This is a genomic window from Serratia sp. M24T3 (assembly GCF_000257645.1).
In the GTDB taxonomy this organism is placed as follows: Bacteria; Pseudomonadota; Gammaproteobacteria; order Enterobacterales; family Enterobacteriaceae; genus Rouxiella.
On record NZ_AJHJ01000020.1, the window covers coordinates 47805 to 68982 of the forward strand.

General features: G+C 51.8%; 17 protein-coding genes. 10 read left to right on the forward strand and 7 right to left on the reverse strand.

Features of this window, described 5'->3' with window-relative positions; translation table 11 throughout:
• Positions 1 to 93: 93 nt before the first annotated feature.
• From ftsN to priA, 3 genes are all read right to left on the reverse strand, one after another.
• A complete protein-coding gene (ftsN, locus tag SPM24T3_RS15505) occupies positions 94 to 1032 on the reverse strand; it encodes a cell division protein FtsN (RefSeq protein WP_071988439.1) in 939 nt (312 codons plus the stop codon).
• Positions 1033 to 1103: 71 nt separating this feature from the next.
• Positions 1104 to 2132, reverse strand: coding sequence for a DNA-binding transcriptional regulator CytR (gene cytR / locus SPM24T3_RS15510; RefSeq protein ID WP_009637732.1), 1029 nt, complete (start codon positions 2130 to 2132; stop codon positions 1104 to 1106).
• 234 nt (positions 2133 to 2366) lie between these two features.
• Positions 2367 to 4562: a primosomal protein N' gene (gene priA, locus SPM24T3_RS15515; protein ID WP_009637733.1), complete on the reverse strand. Its 2196-nt coding sequence runs from the start codon at positions 4560 to 4562 to the stop codon at positions 2367 to 2369.
• A gap of 205 nt (positions 4563 to 4767) precedes the next feature.
• Here priA and rpmE point away from each other — a divergent pair, with 205 nt between their 5' ends.
• Positions 4768 to 4980, forward strand: coding sequence for a 50S ribosomal protein L31 (rpmE, locus tag SPM24T3_RS15520; protein ID WP_009637734.1), 213 nt, complete (start codon positions 4768 to 4770; stop codon positions 4978 to 4980).
• A gap of 94 nt (positions 4981 to 5074) precedes the next feature.
• Here the strand turns inward: rpmE and metJ are convergent, their stop codons facing one another.
• The gene (gene metJ / locus SPM24T3_RS15525; protein ID WP_004392248.1) at positions 5075 to 5392 is read right to left on the reverse strand and encodes a met regulon transcriptional regulator MetJ; all 318 of its coding nucleotides are present in this window, start codon (positions 5390 to 5392) and stop codon (positions 5075 to 5077) included.
• A 329-nt stretch (positions 5393 to 5721) separates the two neighbouring features.
• On the opposite strand from metJ, the gene metB reads away from it, so the two are divergent.
• The 5 genes from metB (at position 5722) to SPM24T3_RS15550 (ending at position 11191) form a co-directional block, all read left to right on the forward strand.
• On the forward strand, positions 5722 to 6882 hold the full coding sequence (metB, locus tag SPM24T3_RS15530) for a cystathionine gamma-synthase (protein WP_009637735.1): 1161 nt from the start codon (positions 5722 to 5724) through the stop codon (positions 6880 to 6882).
• Positions 6883 to 6885: 3 nt separating this feature from the next.
• Positions 6886 to 9321 carry a bifunctional aspartate kinase/homoserine dehydrogenase II gene (locus SPM24T3_RS15535; protein WP_009637736.1) on the forward strand — a complete coding sequence of 812 codons (2436 nt, stop codon included), beginning with the start codon at positions 6886 to 6888 and terminating at the stop codon, positions 9319 to 9321.
• Positions 9322 to 9538: 217 nt separating this feature from the next.
• Positions 9539 to 10444: a methylenetetrahydrofolate reductase gene (metF, locus tag SPM24T3_RS15540; protein ID WP_009637737.1), complete on the forward strand. Its 906-nt coding sequence runs from the start codon at positions 9539 to 9541 to the stop codon at positions 10442 to 10444.
• 244 nt (positions 10445 to 10688) lie between these two features.
• Positions 10689 to 10940, forward strand: coding sequence for a YoeB-YefM toxin-antitoxin system antitoxin YefM (yefM, locus tag SPM24T3_RS15545; RefSeq protein ID WP_009637738.1), 252 nt, complete (start codon positions 10689 to 10691; stop codon positions 10938 to 10940).
• Positions 10937 to 11191: a Txe/YoeB family addiction module toxin gene (locus SPM24T3_RS15550; protein WP_009637739.1), complete on the forward strand. Its 255-nt coding sequence runs from the start codon at positions 10937 to 10939 to the stop codon at positions 11189 to 11191. Before yefM ends, SPM24T3_RS15550 begins: the two co-directional genes overlap by 4 nt.
• Before the next feature lie 44 nt (positions 11192 to 11235).
• On the opposite strand, the gene ppc is transcribed toward SPM24T3_RS15550, so the two are convergent.
• On the reverse strand, positions 11236 to 13881 hold the full coding sequence (gene ppc / locus SPM24T3_RS15555) for a phosphoenolpyruvate carboxylase (RefSeq protein ID WP_009637740.1): 2646 nt from the start codon (positions 13879 to 13881) through the stop codon (positions 11236 to 11238).
• Positions 13882 to 14186: 305 nt separating this feature from the next.
• Positions 14187 to 15338: an acetylornithine deacetylase gene (argE, locus tag SPM24T3_RS15560; protein WP_037378797.1), complete on the reverse strand. Its 1152-nt coding sequence runs from the start codon at positions 15336 to 15338 to the stop codon at positions 14187 to 14189.
• A 205-nt stretch (positions 15339 to 15543) separates the two neighbouring features.
• Between argE and argC the strand changes: the two genes are divergently transcribed.
• From argC to argH, 4 genes are all read left to right on the forward strand, one after another.
• The gene (gene argC / locus SPM24T3_RS15565) at positions 15544 to 16548 is read left to right on the forward strand and encodes an N-acetyl-gamma-glutamyl-phosphate reductase (protein WP_009637742.1); all 1005 of its coding nucleotides are present in this window, start codon (positions 15544 to 15546) and stop codon (positions 16546 to 16548) included.
• 154 nt (positions 16549 to 16702) lie between these two features.
• The gene (gene argB, locus SPM24T3_RS15570; RefSeq protein ID WP_009637743.1) at positions 16703 to 17476 is read left to right on the forward strand and encodes an acetylglutamate kinase; all 774 of its coding nucleotides are present in this window, start codon (positions 16703 to 16705) and stop codon (positions 17474 to 17476) included.
• 77 nt (positions 17477 to 17553) lie between these two features.
• Complete coding sequence (locus SPM24T3_RS15575; protein WP_009637744.1) at positions 17554 to 18774, forward strand: argininosuccinate synthase; 1221 nt, start codon at positions 17554 to 17556, stop codon at positions 18772 to 18774.
• A 103-nt stretch (positions 18775 to 18877) separates the two neighbouring features.
• A complete protein-coding gene (gene argH, locus SPM24T3_RS15580) occupies positions 18878 to 20251 on the forward strand; it encodes an argininosuccinate lyase (protein WP_009637745.1) in 1374 nt (457 codons plus the stop codon).
• 123 nt (positions 20252 to 20374) lie between these two features.
• Here argH and SPM24T3_RS15585 read toward each other — a convergent pair whose 3' ends face one another.
• On the reverse strand, positions 20375 to 21106 hold the full coding sequence (locus tag SPM24T3_RS15585) for a glutathione peroxidase (RefSeq protein ID WP_009637746.1): 732 nt from the start codon (positions 21104 to 21106) through the stop codon (positions 20375 to 20377).
• Between the last annotated feature and the right edge of the window lie 72 nt (positions 21107 to 21178).

Consider the following 21178-nt stretch of genomic DNA (forward strand, 5'->3'; position numbering starts at 1 on the left):
GGAAGAGATCCCGGCGAAGTCATGCAAACCTTAATGGGTTACATAACTTCGCGGGCCATATTGTATGTATAGATTGGGGAGGATTATGGGTTTTCAACCCCCGACGGGGACAGGAATACAGCTTGAAATGCCAGAACCTTTCAAACGAGACAGCGTACCGTCTGCGCCTGCGCGATTGTTGTAAGGGCCGATCACCACGCGATTCCAGCCACCGTTTGAGGTGACGCGGCTCTCAAAGCCTTCAAATGCCAGCTTGGCGCGCACGGACTCGGCCTGCTCTGTACCGCGGAAAGAACCACACTGCACGATAAAGCGCTGGGATTTTTCCTGCTCTTTAGGTTTCTCTTTTTCCGGAGCATTCTGAGCGAGAGTTTGCTGCTGCGGTTTTTCTCGTTCCGGTTTTGCCTGGGTGATCATTGGCTGCTGCGGTTTTTCATGCTCAGGTTTAGGCTGAGTGAATACTGGCTGCTGCTGGACCGGCCGCGGCCTTGGCTGAGCCGGCGCATTCTGTTGCGCCTGCGGAGCCCTTACTGGCTGCTGCATAAACGTTGGCTGGCTGGCCTGCTGTCTTGAAGTCGGCGCAGTGTGCGTTGCCTGCGATGGATCGTTATATGGCACCTCACTAAGCTGCGTCGGCGTCTGGCGCATATCGGCCTGCATCTGCTCAAGCAGTTGTTTTTGCTCTGGCGTTAGCTGGGTTTTAGACGAGATGTCGCCGCCCGAGGTAGGCTCGGTTGGGGTTTGCACGCCCATCTGACGATTCTCGAGTTCTTTGATATAGCGCCAACGCTCTTCCGGTTTAGGCGGCAAGCCTGAACCTGGACGCACTGCATGGGTCGGCAAAATCTCCGCCTCTTCCATCTTTTTATGGCTGATAAAGTAAAGGCCACCCACGAAGACCACCAGAACGGCGACGGCGATTGCCACCACGGTTTTGGAAACCATCGGGGAACTGCTTTTCTTGTTACGGCTGGTACTTTTCTTCCGCCGTGCTCCTGAGCGTCCACGGCTCACATAGTCTTTTTGTGCCACTATCGTTTCGCTGTGTCGTTATGTTTAGAGAAGTACGTCATTTTACAGAATCCTGAAAACTTGACTGTTAACTAGCGCTTGGGCGCAGCAGTGCTGCCGCGAATAACCAGTTCACTTTCGAGCAAACGTGAACCGCTTTGGACTGCATGACCGTTTAATTGTTCCAACAATAATAACATGGCTTCCCGGCCAATCTGGAATCTTGGTTGAGCAACCGTGGTAAGTGGTGGATCGTAGAACTGGCTGATTTTTATGTCATCGAACCCAACAATAGACAAATCTTGCGGAATAAGCAGCCCTAATTTTTTCGCTTCACACATTGCGCCGATAGCCATGATGTCATTATGACAAAAAATCGCCGTCGGTGGCTTTGGCTGACTCATTAACGTCGCCAGTGCCTGAGCACCGGATTCGTAGGTGAAATCACCGTGGGCGATGTACTGACTCTCTACCGTTTGCCCGTTGCGGCGCACTGCCTGAATATAGCCTTGCAGGCGATATTGGCAAAGCGGCATATTTTCTGGACCGGCGATGCAGGCAATGCGCTGATGCCCAAGGTCAATCAAATAATGTACGGCTTCGTAGGCTGCCGTCAGGTTATCGATGTGTACCGTCGGGAGTTCAAGCTCTGGCGCAAACTCATTCGCCATCACCATCGGTGGCAGGTTGCGTTGTTCTTCTTTGCTGGCATCGAAGGGTAAATCCGAACCCAACAGCAACATACCGTCAATTTGTTTAGTAATTATGAGGTTAATAAAGGTTTTTTCTTGCTGATTTTGCTGGGCGCAGTCACCAATCAACACCAGATAACCATTTTCAGCAGCGGTTCGTTCGATCCCCTGGATCACATCGGCAAAAAACGGATCGCAGATATCAGGGATGATCACCAGAATAGTCCGCGATTCGTTGCGTTTAAGATTACGGGATAGAGAATGAGGCGAGTAGCCGACGGCAATGACTGCCTGTTCAACCCGCTGGCGTGTCGTGGCGGAAACCTTCTCAGGATTCATCAATGCTCTTGAAACCGTGGCGGTGGACACTCCGGCCATTTCCGCCACGTCTTTCATCGTGGCGGTAGGGATAACTCTATTCTGATCCAACGCATCTCTCCTTGCATCTGCATCAATCTGACACGACATCATGGATGTTAATTTTTATAATTTATTTACCGCATCCGTGCTTACTTACTCGCAAACTATTTTGCTACGTAATGGATTGCGTAGCTCATCACATTCTAAACAGATTGTGACTAGGATTATTTACCTAATTGCATAAAAAATGTGACTTACGTGGTTTTTTCGCGCTGTGTTCCAAAAATCCTGCCCGTCGTTAAATTAATTATCAATAGGATCAACATCCAGCGTCCATTTAACCTTTTTTGCCTGCGGCAGACTGGCAATCAGAGGCATTGAACTTTTGATTACGTGTTGTAGCACTTTACGTGACGGATGCTGGATAAGCAGCTGCCAGCGGAATCGTCCACTGCGCTTGGCCTGCAGTGCCGGAACGGGTCCAAGCACCCACAGTGAATCATCCTTTAACGGGCTGGCTTCCAGCAGATTACGCAGCTGCTGCAAAAACATCGCCGATTGCTGATTGTCATGGTCTTCCGAACGGAACAGCACGTGACTGGTAAACGGTGGCAAAAAAACGCTTTTACGCTCTGCCAACGTCTGTTTTGAAAAGGCGTCATAACCTTGCTGTAACAATACTTGTAATAAGGGATGTTCTGGGTGATGAGTTTGCAGCACCACTTCGCCCTGTTTACCGGCGCGTCCCGCACGTCCTGAGACTTGGGTATAAAGCTGGGCAAAGCGCTCGGCGGAACGGAAGTCTGCCGAGAACAGTGCGCCATCGACATCAAGCAGTGAAACGAGTGTGACGTCAGGGAAGTGATGACCTTTGGCCAGCATTTGCGTGCCGATCAAAATTCGCGCGCCGCCTCGATGCACCTCCGCCAGATGCTGTTCCAGCGAGCCTTTGCGGCTGGTGGTATCCCTATCGATACGAGTGATCGGTGTGTCGGGAAACATGGGCGCCAGCTCGTTTTCCAGCTGTTCTGTGCCGACACCCACCGACACCAGCTGCGTCGAGCCACACTGCGGGCACTGATGCGGCACCGAGCGCTGACTGTCACAGTGGTGACAGCGCAGCTGCCGATGATTCTGATGAAATGTATAATAGTGATCGCAACGCTGGCACTCGGCTATCCAGCCACACTCATGGCACAGCAGCGCCGGCGCATAGCCGCGACGGTTAAGGAAAAGCATTACCTGGTTATCTGCTTTGAGATGCTGCTGCATACGCTGGATTAGCGGCTGCGACAGGCCCACCTTCAGCGGTAGTCCTTTTATATCCAGCAGATGATGCACGGCCGGCTTGGCATTACCCGCGCGCTTGGTCAGTGTTAACTGACGATATTTGCCAAGTTGCACATTGTGCAGCGTTTCCAGGGCCGGGGTGGCGGAACCCATGATAATCGGAATGTTTTCCGCATAGGCGCGAAAAACTGCCAGATCGCGGGCATGATAGCGCCAGCCTTCCTGCTGTTTGTAGGAACTGTCGTGCTCTTCATCAATAATGATCACGCCAAGGCGAGCAAATGGGGTGAACAGTGATGAGCGGGTGCCGATGACAATCCCGGCTTCGCCGTTTCTGGCGCGCAGCCACACTGCCAATCGTTCGCTGTCGTTCAGACCAGAGTGCAGCACGTCGACCGGCGCACTAAAACGTTCGCGAAAACGGGCGATGGTCTGCGGCGTCAGGCCGATTTCCGGCACCATCACCAGCGCCTGGCGACCTTGCGCGAGAATATTTTCCAGCACGCTGAGATAGACTTCAGTTTTACCCGAACCGGTGATCCCCGCCAGTAGCCAGGCAGAGAACTGTTGATCTTCGCTACGAATAGCCCCGACGGCGGTGGCCTGTTCGGTATTCAGGCGCAGACGCTCACCCACCACCGAGAAGTCTTTGCGCCAGTCCTGCGTGACCGGCGCTACGCTTTGCAAATCCGCAAGCCCTTTGGATCTCAAGGCCTGTAGCGCCGCTTCGTTAAGTTCTAAATTGTTTATCTGATGGCGATAGATTTTGCCGTGCATCAGCGCAGCCATCGCCTGCTGCTGTTTCGGCGCGCGTTTTAAGGTATCTAAAGGTGTCGCGCGGCCCTGCTCGGTGGCGAACCATTGTAATAACGGGGTGAGTTTCGCAGGTTTTCCCTGCCGTAAAAGCACCGGCAGCGCGTGAGACAGCACTTCTCCGAGCGGAAAGTGATAATAATCGGCGGCCCAGTGCAACACGCGCCATAAATCTGGGGTAAACAGGCTCGCGCTGTCGAGCACAGCCGCTACCGGTTTGAGTTTTTCAATCGGGAAATCACTGCTGTCGCTGACGCCGGTAACAATACCAATCGACTCTCGCTTGCCAAACGGAACGCTGACCCGACAGCCGGGGACCACCTGCATACTGGGTGGTAATATGTAGTCAAAAGTGCGGCTTAATGGAACGGGTAGAGCAACGTGAGCAACAGGCATTTGTGGTCCAGACTATAAAAAAATGACGAGATAGTGTACACTGGGTGTCTCGGAATGCATGAACATGATTGCGCGGTCAGATTTTATTCTGTATGATTCGCCGCCTTTGATGCATTCCGTATCAGAGACCTAATCATTAACACCACGCGTGGTGTCCGGCGGTAACACGGTTGGATAGCGACGCGGCCTAAACAGAGGTTTTCCCATGAAAGAAGGTATTCACCCTAAATATACCGTTGTTACTGCTAACTGCTCATGCGGTAACGTTATCAAGATCGGATCTACCGTTGGTCACGATCTGAACCTGGACGTTTGTGGCGAATGTCACCCGTTCTACACTGGTAAGCAACGTGAAGTGGCTACTGGTGGACGTGTTGACCGCTTCAACAAGCGTTTCAGCGTACCGAGCAGCAAATAAGCTTCGCTCGAGAGCAAAAAAAGGCGCCGGTGGCGCCTTTTTTATTGCCTGTTTTTCTTCCACGTCTCTCTTCCCTGAAAACGTCAGACTCTCCTTAATACTCCCAGGTATCAGGATCAACGCCCAGTTCACGCATGAGAATTTTGGCGGCTTCCGGAATTTCATCACTGCGTTCTTTACGCAGGTCTTCATCGTTTGGCAGCGGCTGGCCAGTGAAGGCGTGCAGAAAAGCTTCGCACAGCAATTCACTGTTTGTTGCATGACGCAGGTTGTTAACCTGACGACGCGTGCGCTCATCTGTCAAAATTTTCAATACTTTCAGAGGAATGGAAACCGTAATTTTTTTAACTTGTTCGCTTTTCTTACCGTGTTCAGCGTAAGGGCTGACATATTCGCCGTTCCACTCAGCCATGGGACACCTTAAATTTATCAAATAGAAATAAAATTCTGAAAACCCGGCGATTATGCCCGATTTTCGCAGATCTCACTATAGACGTTGTCCGTAAATCCTGGCCTGAATGCTGTTCGCTTTGTCAGCGGAGACAGGTTCGTGTTTTACTGTGCCAATCAGCGTTGCTGCGTCCGCATAATACGCCATATAGCTATAATTTTAGCGGTTATTATCACAATGCTCAATCTATACGCAAAGAAGTTTAGATGTCCAGATGTATTGACGTCTATCCCGCTAACGATTAATCTTTACACCCTCATCCTCATTTATCCCGTCAGGGAGCAACAAATATGACGCTCAAGCAAGGCACAATCGCGGTAAACAGTGGACTCAACATTGACCAGCAGTATGGCGGTGTTGTTCCCTCGATCACTCTTTCTACTACCTATAGCTTTGAAGATTTCAATCAGCCGAGAGCCCACGACTATTCTCGTCGCGGCAATCCGACGCGTGATGTCGTTCAGCGCGCACTGGCAGATTTGGAAGGAGGTGCGGGTGCCGTGCTGACTAGCAGTGGAATGTCGGCGATTCATCTTGTTTGCACCGTGTTTCTTAAACCGGGTGATTTACTGGTAGCGCCGCACGATTGCTACGGCGGCAGCTATCGTCTGTTCGACAGCCTGAGCAAGCGCGGTGCGTACCGCGTGCTGTTTGTCGATCAAGGTGATCCCCAAGCGTTGCAGGAAGCGCTGGACCAAAAACCCAAGCTGGTACTGATTGAAACCCCAAGCAACCCGTTGTTGCGCGTGGTGGATATCAAAGCTATTTGCGATGCGGCGCATCAAGCGGGCGCGCTGGCGGTAGTGGATAACACCTTCCTCAGCCCGGTACTTCAGCAGCCGCTTAAACTGGGTGCTGACCTGGTGGTGCATTCCTGTACCAAATATTTGAATGGTCACTCTGACGTGGTTGCCGGAACGGTAATTTCCAAAACGGCCGAGCATGCGACCGAGCTGGCATGGTGGGGCAATAACATTGGCGTTACCGGCGCGGCGTTCGACAGCTATCTGCTGCTACGCGGTTTGCGTACCGTTGGCGTGCGTGTAAAACAGCAGCAGGAAAATGCGCTGGCAATTGTTGCTTATTTACAGAAACAATCGCTGGTTAAAAAACTGTATCATCCATCCTTGCCTGAGAATCAGGGGCACGAAATTGCGCGACGTCAACAAAGCGGTTTCGGGGCGATGGTAAGTTTCGAGTTTAATGGTGATGAGACTAGTCTGCGTCATTTCCTTAAAGAACTTAAACTTTTCACATTGGCCGAATCATTGGGCGGCGTTGAAAGCCTGATTTCTCATACCGCCACCATGACCCACGCGGGTATGGCGCCGGAAGCACGTAAAGCCGCAGGGATATCCGACAGTCTGCTGCGCATTTCTGTCGGTCTTGAAGATAGCGAAGATTTAATTGCCGACCTGGAACACGCTTTCCAGTCGGCGGCGAAGAGGTAAGTAATGAATGCAATAGCGGTTGCAGCACCGGCAGGAAGCCGGCAGTTACATAAATTTGGTGGTAGCAGCCTGGCCGATGCGAAGTGTTATCTTCGCGTAGCTGGCATCATGGCCGAATACGGTAATCCTGGCGATATTATGGTGGTTTCTGCCGCAGGCAGCACGACTAACCAACTCATTAGCTGGCTGAAATTGAGCCAGAGCGACAGGATCTCGGCTCATCAGGTGCAGCAGGCGCTGCGCCGTTATCAAAGTGATTTGATTACCGGCCTGCTGCCTGCCGAAATGGCTGAACCGCTGATTGCGACATTTATTCACGATCTTGAGCGCTTGGCCGTATTGCTGGACGGTAAAGTCACCGAAGCCATTTACGCTGAAGTCGTCGGGCATGGTGAAGTCTGGTCTGCCCGTTTGATGTCGGCGCTGCTGGCCCAGAAAGATCTGCCTTCTGCCTGGCTCGACGCCCGCGATTTCCTGCGTGCCGAGCGTGCTGCACAGCCTCAGGTCGATGAAGGTCGTTCCTACCCGCTGTTGCAACAGCTGATGGCTCAGCATCCGCATCAGTATCTGGTCGTCACTGGTTTTATCTCGCGCAATCAGGCGGGTGAAACTGTACTGCTTGGCCGTAACGGCAGTGACTATTCTGCGACGCAAATTGGCGCGCTTGCAGGTGTCAGCCGTGTCACCATCTGGAGCGACGTGGCCGGGGTTTACAGCGCCGATCCGCGTAAGGTGAAAGATGCCTGCCTGCTGCCGCTGCTGCGTCTGGATGAGGCTAGCGAGCTTGCCCGTCTGGCGGCACCTGTGTTGCATACCCGTACTCTACAGCCAGTTTCAGGCAGCGATATCGATTTGCAGCTGCGTTGCAGCTATCAGCCAGAGCAGGGTTCAACCCGTATCGAGCGCGTTCTGGCGTCAGGAACTGGTGCGAAGATAGTCACCAGTCATGACGATATCTGTCTGATTGAACTGGCTGTTTCCCCGGAACATGATTTTGCGCTGGTACACAAAGACGTTGAGCTGCTGCTAAAGCGCGCTCAAGTTAAACCGCTGGTCACTGGTGTGCATCCCGATCGTAATCTTTTGCAGTTGTGCTACACCTCGGAAGTGGTGGGCAGCGCACTGGCTGTGTTGGAAGAAGCGGCGTTAGCGGGGCGTTTGACCCTGCGTGAAGGTCTGGCATTAGTGGCGCTGGTCGGGGCGGGAGTTTGCAAGAACCCGCTGCACAGCCATCGTTTTTATCAGGAAATTAAAGACCAGCCGGTGGAGTTTGTCTGGCAGGCGGAAGACGGTATTAGCCTGGTAGCGGTACTGCGCGTCGGTCCTACTGAACATCTGGTCCACGGGCTGCACAACACTTTGTTCCGCGCGGAAAAATGTATCGGCCTGATGCTGTTCGGCAAAGGTAATATTGGTTCACGCTGGCTGGAGTTGTTTGCCCGCGAGCAGAAAAATATCTCCGCTCGCAGCGGTTTCGAATTCGTGTTGGCTGGTGTGGTCGACAGCAAACGCAGCTTGCTGAGTTACGATGGGCTAGACGCCAGTCGCGCGCTGGCCTTCTTCGACGATGAAGCACGTGAACACGACGAAGAGTCGCTGTTCTTGTGGATGCGCGAACACCCTTACGATGATCTGGTGGTGCTCGATGTGACCGCCAGCGCCGACCTGGCCGATCAGTACCTTGATTTCGCCAGCTACGGTTTCCATGTGATCAGCGCCAACAAGGTTGCGGGGGCGTCGGATGGCAACAAATATCGCCAGACTCGCGATGCCTTCGCTAAAACCGGTAGCCACTGGTTGTACAACGCCACTGTGGGCGCAGGCTTGCCGGTTAACCATACCGTTCGCGACCTGCGTGAAAGCGGTGACAGCATTCTGGCGATCAGCGGGATTTTCTCGGGCACGCTGTCGTGGCTGTTCCTGCAATTTGACGGCACTCAGCCATTTACCGAACTGGTAGATTTGGCGTGGCAGCAAGGCCTGACTGAGCCGGACCCGCGCGTTGACCTTTCTGGTCAGGACGTGATGCGTAAGCTGGTTATTCTGGCGCGCGAGGCGGGTTACGACATCGAGCCAAATCAGGTTCGCGTCGAATCACTGGTGCCGCAGGGTTGTGAAGACGGATCAGTGGATCAGTTTTTTGAATGTGGCGAGGCGCTGAACCAGCAAATGTTGCAGCGTTTGGAGGCTGCCAGGGAGATGGGGCTGGTGTTGCGCTATGTGGCGCGTTTTGACGCCAACGGCAAGGCGCGAGTCGGCGTTGAAGCTGTACGTGACGACCATCCGTTGGCTTCTTTGCTGCCGTGCGACAATGTTTTTGCAATCGAGAGTCGTTGGTATCGTGATAACCCGTTAGTGATCCGTGGGCCGGGTGCCGGACGCGATGTCACGGCTGGTGCTATCCAGTCTGACCTTAACCGCTTGACCCAGCTGCTTTAATTTTTACCCCCTGCGGATCCTCGCCGTGGGGGGAAGTTTCATCTTCCCGATTAACTTGAAATTCCCTCAGTTTGATTGAATATTAATCATACTCCGAAGCTAATTTTGAGTTGACTCTTTGAGCAAAATGTCGCATTTTACATCTAAACGTTTAGACGTCTAGATGCTTATCGTAAAGCGATAATTAAAATGAAATGATGCACAAGGTAGGGATCGTATGAGTTTTTTCCACGCCAACCAGCGCGAAGCGTTGAACCAGAATCTGGCCGAATTGCAGGGTCAGATTAACGTATCTTTTGAATTTTTCCCGCCACGCACCAGCGAAATGGAAGATACGTTGTGGAGCTCCATCGATCGTCTCAGCAGCCTTAAACCTAAATTCGTTTCGGTAACCTACGGTGCCAACTCGGGTGAGCGTGATCGCACCCACAGCATTATTAAGGGCATTAAAGAGCGTACCGGACTCGAAGCTGCACCACATTTGACCTGTATCGATGCTTCGCCTGATGAGCTGCGCCAAATTGCGCAAGACTACTGGCAGAGCGGGATCCGTCATATTGTTGCGCTGCGTGGTGATTTGCCGGCCAACAGCGGCAAGCCAGAAATGTACGCTACCGATTTGGTGCACTTGCTTAAAGACGTCGGCGACTTTGATATCTCTGTTGCGGCTTATCCGGAAGTTCATCCAGAAGCGAAAAGCGCGCAGGCGGATCTGATCAACCTGAAACGTAAAATCGACGCTGGTGCCAACCGCGCGATTACCCAGTTCTTCTTCGACGTAGAAAGCTATCTGCGTTTTCGCGACCGCTGCGTTTCAGCCGGTATTGACGTTGAGATCGTGCCAGGCATTCTGCCGGTTTCCAACTTCAAACAGTTGCAACGTTTTGCCACCATGACCAATGTGCGAGTGCCGCGCTGGATGACCAGCATGTTTGAAGGTCTGGATGACGACGCCGAGACCCGCAAAATGGTCGGTGCCAACATCGCAATGGACATGGTTAAAATCCTCAGCCGCGAAGGGGTGAAAGACTTCCATTTCTACACGTTGAACCGCGCGGAGATGAGTTATGCTATTTGTCACACTCTCGGCGTGCGGCCCATACCGGCATCCTTAGCGCTGTAGCTTCGTTGGCTTCTTTCTTTTGCCTCAGTCACTTACTTGTGTAAGCTCCCGGAGATTCTCTCAGTTTTCTAATTCACTTACTTGTAAGTGACTGACGAAATTCATGTTAATAGATAAAAACCCAGCCAACCAAGCTGGGTTTTTTGTTTAAATATGGTTACCCGATAATTCATTGTACAATAAATTGTCATTTGTACGGGTTGATGTACAATGATTAAAAATAAACCACACTGAGGAGTGGAACATGAGAACAGTAAGTTATAGCGAGGCGCGGCAAAACTTATCGGCGACCATGCTACAAGCGGTAGAAGATCGGGCGCCAATTTTAATCACCCGCCAAAATGGAACACCTTGTGTACTGATGTCTTTAGAAGAATATGAATCTTTGGAAGAAACAGCATACCTACTTCGTTCCCCGGCTAATGCCAAACATTTGATGAACTCCATAGAGGAATTAAGGGCAGGGAAAGGAACGGAAAGAGAGCTGGATGAATGAGAATTACATTCTCAAGTCATGCATGGAGCGATTATATTTATTGGCAACAAACCGATAAAAAAATACTTAAAAGAATCAATGAAATAATCAAAGATATACAAAGAGCACCCTTTGAAGGGAAGGGAAAGCCCGAACCTTTAAAGCATAACCTTTCGGGTTTCTGGTCTCGAAGGATCACGGAAGAGCATCGAATTGTTTATGAAATTTCAGAAGACAATCTTTTGATTGCAGCTTGCCGATATCATTATTAAAAAACCTAGCCCATTGAGCAGGTTTTTTTTAAAGATTAAAAGTATTAGCCGGTATTGCGCATTCCGGCGGCAACGCCTGCGATAGTGACCATCAGCGCCTGCTCAACCCTGGCATCCAGCTCGCCTTGCTCTTCCAACTGGCGCGAACGGTGCAGCAGTTCGGCTTGCAGCACGTTTAACGGGTCGGTGTAAACGTTACGCAGCGCGATAGACTCGGCTATCCATGGCAGGTCGGCCATCAGATGGTCATCGTTCGAGATGGCCAGCACTACTTTGATGTCACTGCTGAGCTGGTCACGCAGTTTCTGCCCCAACGGCCACAGGTCTTTACTCACCAGTCGCTGATCGTAGTACTCCGCCAGCCACAAATCGGCCTTGGCAAATACCATTTCCAGCATGCCGATACGTGTCGAGAAGAATGGCCAGTCGCGGCACATAGATTCCAGCACGTCGCGCTTACCGGCATCCACCACTGCTTGCAGACCCGCACCGGCACCGAGCCAGGCTGGCAGCATCAGGCGGTTTTGCGTCCAGGCAAAAATCCACGGAATAGCGCGCAGACTTTCCACGCCGCCGCTGGCTTTTCGCTTGGCAGGGCGTGAACCCAGAGGCAGCTTGGCCAATTCCTGTTCAGGCGTGGCAGATCGGAAGTAAGGCACGAAATCTTTGTTCTCGCGCACGTAGCCACGGTACATGGCGCAGGAAACGTCAGACAATTGGTCCATCACATCAATCCAGGCCTCTTTCGGCTCTGGCGGCGGCAGCAGGTTTGCTTCGAGAATAGCACCGGTATACAGCGCCAGACTGCTGATAGTCACTTCTGGCAGACCGTATTTGAAGCGGATCATCTCGCCTTGCTCGGTGACGCGCAGGCCGCCTTTCAGACTGCCCGGAGGCTGCGACAGCAATGCTGCGTGAGCCGGAGCGCCACCGCGACCGATAGAACCGCCGCGTCCGTGGAACAGAGTCAGCAGCACGCCAGCTTTCTCACAGGTTTTGATCAGTGCATCCTGCGCGCGATACTGCGCCCATGAAGCCGCCATTACACCAGCATCTTTCGCCGAGTCGGAATAACCGATCATCACCATCTGCTTGCCCTGAATAAAGCCGCGATACCAGTCAATGTTCAGCAACTGGGTCATGACATCATCGGCGTTGTTCAGATCGTCGAGGGTTTCAAATAATGGAGCAACCGGCATTGCAAACGGGCAACCGGCTTCTTTCAGTAAAAGATGTACTGCCAGCACGTCAGACGGCGTGCGCGCCATCGAAATAACGTAGGCAGCAATCGATCCTTCCGGCGCTTCTGCAGCAACCTGGCAGGTATCCAGCACTTCTTTAGTGTCTGCGCTTGGCGTCCAGTTACGTGGCACCAGCGGGCGAGCAGAGTTCAGTTCGCGGATCAAAAACGCCTGTTTATCGCTTTCTGACCAGCTTTCATAATCACCTAGGCCGAGGAAACGGGTGATTTCGGCAATCGCCTGCGTATGGCGGGTGCTTTCCTGACGGATATCAATGCGCACCAGCGGCACGCCGAAACAGCGCACGCGACGCAGGGTATCGAGCAGCTGCCCGTTGGCGATAATACCCATATTGCAGGCCTGCAGAGACTGATAGCAGGCGTACAGCGGATCCCACAGCTGATCATTATTTACCAGCAGGTCTTTCGGACGTGGCAGCTTCTCGCCTTTCAGGCGCGCTTCCAGATAAACCTGGGTCGACAGCAGCTGAGTACGAATATTTTTCATGATGGTGCGGTAAGGCTCTACCACATCTTCGCCACCGGCCAGCTCGCGTAGCTCCGGGGTAGCCTCCGTCATCGACAGTTCAGAAATCAGCACGTGAATGTCGCGCAGGAACAAATCGGTAGCTTTCCAGCGGCTGAGTTGCAGCACGTGGCGGGTGATCGCCGCAGTAACGTTTGGGTTTCCGTCACGGTCGCCGCCCATCCAAGAGGTAAAGCGAACCGGCACCGCTTCCACTGGCATTTTATAATCCAGCGATGTTTCCAGCTGTTCGTTGAATTCACGCAGGAAAGCTGGCACGCCTTCCCACAGGCTGTTTTCTACTACAGCAAAGCCCCATTTAGCTTCATCAACCGGCGTCGGGCGTATTTTGCGGATTTCATCGGTATGCCATGACTGAGCAATAAGCTGACGCAGGCGACGCATGATCTGTTTGCGTTCGTAGTCGGCGAGGTCGCTATGATCGAGTTGTTTCAGGCAGCTATTAATTTCAACCAGCTTGTGGATCAGAGTACGACGAGCAATTTCAGTGGGATGCGCGGTGAGAACCAGTTCGATAGACAGCTGTTCAACCGCGTCGCGCAGTTGCTGATCGGAAAGGTTCTTCGATTTAAGGCGCTCAATCAGCTGCGCTAAAGCCTCTGGATTGCTGGCCGCTTCGCCATGCGGAGAAATGCTGTGATATTGCTCGGCGACGTTAGTCAGATTAAGAAACTGACTGAACGCGCGGGCAACCGGCAGTAATTCGTCGTTGGATAAGTTTTGCAGCGTAGTCAGCAATTCCTGACGATCTGCTTCATTACCCGCACGTGAGGATTTGGACAGTTTGCGGATTTTCTCTACGCGATCAAGAACCTGCTCTCCCAGCGTGTCCTTGATGGTCTCTCCGAGCAGTTTGCCCAACGTGCTGACATTACTTCGCATTGCGGAATATTGTTCGTTCATATTACCTCTGACCCGTTTCTTGTTTGAATTTTTATGTCTTGTAAATAACTTTCACCCGTAAGGCATTTACGCCTCTGTCTATCCTGCCTTCATGGCAAATTTCAGTATTCCAATTTCATTACTGTAGAAACTTACCGCAAAAACCCTGAATTTCTCATTACTAAAATGCTGAATCGAGCAATCAGACTGAAATTTAATTACAGCCGGTGGGTTATTAGTCTGGCTAATCAGCAACTTTGTACAATATCAAAGGGCATCTCATGATGCCCCTTTTTTGTTACATTATTTTAACAACCCCTCTGCGATTAATGATGGCAGAAATGGTGAACGACCTGAGAGATCAGTTCGCGGGTCGGTTTGATAAAAGCGGTGTCGATGTATTCATCTGGCTGGTGTGCCTGATCGATTGAGCCTGGGCCAAGTACCAGAGTCGGACAAAGCTCCTGAATAAACGGCGCTTCGGTGCAGTAGTTAACAATCTCGGTCTCAGTTCCCAGCAGTTTTTCGACAACCTGCACCAGACGGTGATCCGGCGGGCATTCATAACCTGGAATTGGCGGGTGCAAGGCTTCGATAGTCAAACGACCCGGCCAGCGGCTGCTTACTGGTTCCAGCGTTTCGTTGAGTAAATCATCTAAATCTGACAGCGTCAGGCCCGGCAGTGGGCGAATATCCATGTGCAGTTCACAGCAGGCGCAAATACGGTTGGCCGCATCGCCACCATTAATGTGGCCAAAGTTCATGGTCGGATAAGGAATGGCAAAGCCGCTGTGGTTATAACGCTCCTGCAGCGTTTTACGCAGGCCCATCAGGTGAGTGATGGAATCGTGCATCAGCTCGATGGCGTTGATACCGCGCGCAGGATCGCTAGAGTGGCCTGACTGGCCGGTAATGCGGATAGCATTGGAAATATGACCTTTGTGCGCGCGCACCGGCTTCAGCGACGTTGGCTCGCCAATAATTGCGCAGTCCGGGCGAATAGTCGAAGTTTTGGCAAAATAGCTGGCACCGGCCATGGTGGTTTCTTCGTCGGCGGTGGCAAGAATATATAGCGGCTTAGTCAGCTTCTCGGTGTCGATATCACGCAGCGCATCGACGATAAACGCGAAAAAGCCTTTCATATCCGCAGTGCCCAGGCCGTAAAGCTTGTTTTCGTGCTCGGTCAGTACGAAAGGATCGCGCGTCCAGCGGCCATCGTCGAACGGAACGGTGTCAGTATGACCCGCTAACAGCAGGCCACCGGCGCCTTCGCCAATGCTGGCCAGCATGTTGAATTTATTACGCGTATTGGGTACCGGCTGAATCTCCACTTTAAAGCCTAAATCAGTAAACCATCCTGCCAGCAAGTTGATTAAGGTTTCATTGCTCTGATCCAGTGCGCTGTCGGTGGCACTGATCGAAGGCGTGGCAATTAACGCACGGTATAGCTCAATAAATGGAGGTAATTTCATCTTCACTGTTGACAGCCTTTGGTTAGGGTAATATAAATATTCATGCATTTAATGTGAATAAAAATACATTAAGCGGGTTCGTAAGGAAACACTAAAATCAGACGGGTTTCTGAGTTAGTATTAATGCAACGAACGTGCTGAATTTCGCGGGCTTCTGGCGTAAAAAACGCAGTGAGCCCTCTATTTTTGAAAAAGAAGGTGAACTGAGCCCATGTTGAATACGCTGATTGTTGGTGCCACCGGTTATGCTGGAGCTGAACTTGCGCTCTATCTGAATCGTCACCCACATATGAACATAACCGGTTTAACGGTTTCAGCGCAAAGTGCAGATGCAGGAAAATTACTTTCCGATCTGCACCCGCAGTTAAAAGGCATTGTCGATCTGCCTGTTTTGCCATTGGAAAATGTGGCTGAAGCAGCCAAAGGCGTCGATGTCGTTTTTTTAGCGACGGCACATGAAGTCAGCCATGATTTGGCCCCGCAGTTTCTGGCACTGGGATGCACCGTATTCGACCTGTCTGGTGCATTTCGCGTCAATGATCCGGCTTTCTACACCCAATTCTATGGTTTTGAGCATCGGCATCAGGACTGGCTTGATAAAGCCGTTTACGGTCTGGCCGAATGGCAGGCAGATAAACTGAAAGACGCACAGCTGATTGCGGTTCCAGGATGCTACCCAACGGCGGCCCAGCTGGCTATTAAACCGCTGCTGGAAAAAGAGTTGCTGAATCAGGACCAATGGCCGGTAATCAATGCGACAAGCGGCGTGAGCGGAGCAGGGCGTAAAGCCAGCCTCGGCACCAGCTTTTGCGAAGTGAGCCTGCATGCTTATGGCGTATTCAACCATCGCCACCATCCTGAAATCTCGACCCACTTGGGTACGCCGGTCATTTTCACCCCGCATCTGGGCAGTTTCCCGCGCGGCATTCTGGCTACCATTACCTGCCGTCTGAAGCCAGGCGTCAGCGCAGAGCAAGTTGCCGAAGCGTTTCACAGTGCCTACGACAACAAGCCGCTGGTTCGTCTGTATGACAAAGGCATGCCAGCGCTGAAAAACGTAGTTGGCCTGCCGTTCTGTGATATCGGTTTTGCTGTGCAGGGTGAGCACGTCATCATCGTGGCGGTTGAAGACAACCTGCTGAAAGGCGCATCGGCTCAGGCAGTACAGTGTCTGAACCTGCGCTTTGGTTTCCCGGAAACCACCTCGCTGGTGTAATAATCTGAAATTTAAGGCAATTAGTTTAAAAGCTAACTGATTGTTAATTTTATAAAACACCTTGTTTTGAACGTTTATTCGTCCGCTCAGGGGTGTTAAATTAAATACCCAGTGACTTCAGAAGTCGCTGGTGTTGAAGCAAGGTGGCATACGAATGAATCCATTGATCATCAAACTAGGCGGCGTGTTACTGGACAACGAAGAGGCGCTGGATCGCCTGTTCGCGGCGCTGGTTGCTTATCGTAAAGAGTATCAGCGTCCTCTGGTGATCGTTCACGGCGGTGGCTATTTGGTTGATGACCTGATGAAACGTCTCAACTTGCCGGTGGTTAAGAAGTCTGGACTGCGCGTTACGCCTGCCGACCAGATTGATATCATTACCGGAGCACTGGCGGGCAGCGCCAACAAAACGCTGCTGTCCTGGGCGGTTAAAAATAATATTAGCGCCGTGGGCCTGTCTCTGGCCGACGGTGGTTCAGTGAGCGTGACTCAGCTTGATGAAGAGCTGGGCTTTGTGGGTAAGGCCGAAGCTGGTTCCGCTAAACTGATTAACACGCTGACAACAGCGGGTTATTTGCCAATCGTCAGTTCTATCGGTATCACAGCCGAGGGCGTGCTGATGAATGTCAATGCCGACCAGGCCGCGACCGCTCTGGCTGCAACGCTGGGCGCAGATTTGATTCTGCTGTCCGACGTCAGCGGTATCCTCGATGGTGACCGTCAGCGTGTCCCGGAAATGACCGCAGCAAGAGCAGAAGAGATGATTGTGCAAGGCATCATTACCGATGGCATGATCGTCAAAGTGAATGCCGCTTTAGACGCCGCGCGCACTTTGGGTCGCCCGGTCGATATCGCCAGCTGGCGCGACGCAGAAAAACTGCCGGCTCTGTTCAATGGTGAAGCCATCGGCACCCGTATATTGGCGTAACCAGGTTTTAAGAGTTTTATTATTAAAGCGCGGCGTAAAAAAACGTCGCGAAATCAGATATTTTTAAGGAAATTATCATGGCAGCAACTCAAGGCATCAGCAAAATCGTTCTGGCTTACTCGGGCGGTCTAGACACCTCGGCAATTATTCCATGGCTGAAAGAAAACTACGGTAACTGTGAAGTGGTGGCGTTTGTGGCCAACATCGGTCAGGACCAGGCAGACCTGGAAGGCATCGAGCAGAAAGCGTTGGACACCGGTGCTTCTGAGTGCCACGTTGTTGATCTGCGTGAAGAATTCATCAAGGATTACGTTTACCCAGTGCTGAAAAGCGGTGCGCTATACGAAGGGACTTACCTGTTGGGCACCTCAATGGCTCGCCCATTGATCGCCAAAGCTCAGGTTGAACTGGCGCTTAAAGTCGGAGCAGACGCGGTTTGCCACGGCGCAACCGGTAAAGGTAACGACCAGGTTCGTTTCGAAACAACCTACACTGCGCTGGCTCCACAGCTGAAAGTGGTTGCACCATGGCGTGAGTGGGACCTGCGTTCCCGTGAAGCCCTGCTGGACTACCTGAAAGAGCGTAATATCAAGACCACTGCTTCTCTGGAAAAAATCTACAGCCGTGACGAAAACGCATGGCACATTTCTACCGAAGGTGGCGTGCTGGAAAGCCCGTGGAATGCTCCTAACAAGGATTGCTGGGCCTGGACCGTGGCTCCTGAAGATGCACCAGACGAAGCAGAACTGGTCACCTTGAAAGTTGAAAAAGGCGAAGTTGTTGCCGTTAACGGCAAAGATCTGACCCCGTTTGGTTGTCTCGAAGCGCTGAACGTCCTGGGTGTGAAACACGGCGTTGGTCGTATCGATATCGTTGAAAACCGTTTGGTAGGTATCAAGTCTCGCGGCTGCTACGAAACCCCGGGCGGCACCATCATGATGGCTGCGCTGCGTGGCGTTGAGCAGCTGGTTCTGGACCGTGACAGCTTCAAATGGCGTGAGCAGCTCGGCCAGGAAATGTCTTACGTGGTCTACGACGGTCGCTGGTTCGCTCCTCTGCGTGAGTCAATTCAGGCAGCTGCCGATTCTCTGGCGCAGGACGTTAACGGTGAAGTTGTTGTGAAACTTTACAAAGGCACTGCTACTGCTATCCAGAAAAAATCGCCGAACAGCATGTATTCTGAAGAGTTTGCGACCTTCGGCGAAGACGAAGTGTATGACCACAGCCACGCTGGTGGTTTCATTCGTCTGTTCTCACTCTCTTCACGTATCCGTGCACTGAACGCTGCTAAAAAGTAAGTCTCAGTTTACATCGGTTACATCAGGCGTGCGGGGCATCTCGCACGCCTGAAACATCACTTCAAATTTCACTTCTACAGCAAGCAAAGTCAGGAGCATTATCATGGCATTATGGGGCGGACGCTTTAGTCAGGCAGCAGATCAGCGTTTCAAAGAACTGAATGACTCACTGCGGTTTGACTATCGATTGGCAGAGCAGGATATCGTGGGCTCGGTTGCCTGGTCAAAAGCGCTGGTCACCGTTAATGTACTGACCGCAGACGAACAGCTGGAGCTGGAAGGCGCGTTGAACGTGCTGTTGGAAGAGGTGCGTGCCAATCCTCGCGCTATCCTTGAAAGCGATGCCGAAGATATTCATAGCTGGGTTGAGCTGAAGCTGATCGACAAAGTCGGCAATCTCGGCAAGAAATTACATACTGGCCGTAGCCGTAACGATCAGGTCGCGACTGATATCAAACTGTGGTGTAAAACCCAGGTGGTTGAACTGCAACTCGCCGTTAAGCAGCTGCAACATGCGCTGGTAGAAACCGCCGAGGCTAATCAAGACGCCGTGATGCCTGGCTATACTCACCTGCAACGCGCGCAGCCGGTGACTTTTGCCCACTGGTGTTTGGCTTATGTAGAAATGTTGGCTCGTGATGAGAGCCGTTTGCAGGATACCCTTAACCGTCTTGACGTCAGCCCTTTGGGTAGCGGCGCGTTGGCAGGCACGGCATATCCGATCGATCGTGAACAGCTTGCTGGCTGGTTGGGCTTTGCTTCGGCAACGCGTAACAGCCTCGACAGCGTTTCAGATCGCGACCACATTCTTGAATTACTGTCTAACGCATCAATCAGCATGGTTCACCTTTCACGTTTTGCGGAAGATCTGATCTTCTTTAACACTGGTGAAGCGGGCTTCGTTGACCTTTCTGACCGCGTGACTTCTGGTTCTTCACTCATGCCGCAGAAGAAAAATCCAGATGCGCTTGAGCTTATCCGCGGCAAATGTGGTCGCGTGCAGGGTGCGTTAACCGGGATGATGATGACCCTTAAAGGCTTGCCGCTGGCTTATAACAAAGACATGCAGGAAGACAAGGAAGGGTTGTTTGATGCACTTGATACCTGGATGGACTGCTTGCAGATGGCGGCGTTGGTCCTCGATGGAATTCAGGTAAAACGCCCGCGCTGCAAAGAAGCGGCTGAGCAAGGCTACGCAAACTCTACCGAGTTGGCTGACTATTTAGTTGCCAAGGGTGTGCCGTTCCGTGAAGCGCACCACATTGTCGGTGAAGCAGTGGTCGAGGCAATCCGTCAGGGTAAAGCGCTGGAAGCCTTACCGCTGGCTGATTTGCAGAAATTTAGCAGTATTATTGGCGATGACGTTTATCCGATTCTTGCGCTGCAATCATGCCTCGACAAGCGCAATGCCAAAGGCGGTGTTGCGCCTGAGCAAGTTGCGCTGGCTATCCGTGAAGCCAAATCGCGTCTGGCTTAATAGCTTTTCGCCTGATTGCTGCTCAATAGCAGACATAAAAAAGCGGGCCTTGCGGCCCGCCAAACGTTCATAGACTGCTTTCTTTCTAATAAGACGTTCTGATACTTTTAGCCCCGATACAAATCAGGCTGCGAAGTACTGTTCCAGATCGTCGCTTCCCCCGATGTGGCGACCACCGATGAACACTTGTGGAACTGTTGCACGACCACTGACCGCACGCAGACTCACAGTTGTTGCATCTTTTCCAAGTACCACTTCTTCGTACTGAATACCGCGTTCTTGCAGCATTTGCTTCGCTTTACTGCAGAAAGGACAGCCTGGTTTGGTGAATACCGAGACCGATTCCTGCACTTTATACTCTGGGGCCAGATATTTGAGCATAGTGTCTGCATCAGACACTTCAAACGGGTCGCCCGGCTTGTTTGGTTCAACGAACATTTTCTCTACCACGCCGTTACGGACCAGCATGGAGTAGCGCCAAGAACGCGGACCGAAGCCCAAATCGGCTTTTTCGACCAGCATGTCCATGCCTTTGGTGAACTCACCATTACCATCTGGAATAAAGGTAATGTTTGAGGCATTTTGCTCGGCTTTCCAGGCATTCATTACAAAAGTGTCATTTACAGACACACAGAGAATGCTGTCAACACCGTGCTGACGGAATACGCTCGACAGCTCGTTGTAACGTGGCAAATGGCTCGAGGAGCAGGTTGGTGTAAACGCGCCCGGCAGAGAAAACAGGATCACAGTTTTATTTTTAAACAGGTCATCGCTGGTGGTATCAATCCACTGATCGCCCTGACGAGTGTGGAACGTGACTTGTGGTACGGTTTTTCCTTCATGGCTTGAAAACATGCATAACCTCTTAAATCACTTATTTTGTGGTGAGTAATAAAATTTTTTTCGACGTTGCCTTTCGATGGAAGA

Excerpts from the sequence above, each read along its gene's own strand:
- metJ (WP_004392248.1), bottom strand. The coding sequence starts at position 5,392 with ATGGCTGAGTGGAACGGCGAATATGTCAGCCCTTACGCTGAACACGGT.
- priA (WP_009637733.1), bottom strand. The coding sequence starts at position 4,562 with ATGCCTGTTGCTCACGTTGCTCTACCCGTTCCATTAAGCCGCACTTTT.
- SPM24T3_RS15575 (WP_009637744.1), top strand. The coding sequence starts at position 17,554 with ATGGCAGCAACTCAAGGCATCAGCAAAATCGTTCTGGCTTACTCGGGC.
- ppc (WP_009637740.1), bottom strand. The coding sequence starts at position 13,881 with ATGAACGAACAATATTCCGCAATGCGAAGTAATGTCAGCACGTTGGGC.
- metF (WP_009637737.1), top strand. The coding sequence starts at position 9,539 with ATGAGTTTTTTCCACGCCAACCAGCGCGAAGCGTTGAACCAGAATCTG.
- yefM (WP_009637738.1), top strand. The coding sequence starts at position 10,689 with ATGAGAACAGTAAGTTATAGCGAGGCGCGGCAAAACTTATCGGCGACC.
- SPM24T3_RS15585 (WP_009637746.1), bottom strand. The coding sequence starts at position 21,106 with ATGTTTTCAAGCCATGAAGGAAAAACCGTACCACAAGTCACGTTCCAC.
- argH (WP_009637745.1), top strand. The coding sequence starts at position 18,878 with ATGGCATTATGGGGCGGACGCTTTAGTCAGGCAGCAGATCAGCGTTTC.
- rpmE (WP_009637734.1), top strand. The coding sequence starts at position 4,768 with ATGAAAGAAGGTATTCACCCTAAATATACCGTTGTTACTGCTAACTGC.
- argC (WP_009637742.1), top strand. The coding sequence starts at position 15,544 with ATGTTGAATACGCTGATTGTTGGTGCCACCGGTTATGCTGGAGCTGAA.
- SPM24T3_RS15535 (WP_009637736.1), top strand. The coding sequence starts at position 6,886 with ATGAATGCAATAGCGGTTGCAGCACCGGCAGGAAGCCGGCAGTTACAT.
- SPM24T3_RS15550 (WP_009637739.1), top strand. The coding sequence starts at position 10,937 with ATGAGAATTACATTCTCAAGTCATGCATGGAGCGATTATATTTATTGG.
- argB (WP_009637743.1), top strand. The coding sequence starts at position 16,703 with ATGAATCCATTGATCATCAAACTAGGCGGCGTGTTACTGGACAACGAA.
- metB (WP_009637735.1), top strand. The coding sequence starts at position 5,722 with ATGACGCTCAAGCAAGGCACAATCGCGGTAAACAGTGGACTCAACATT.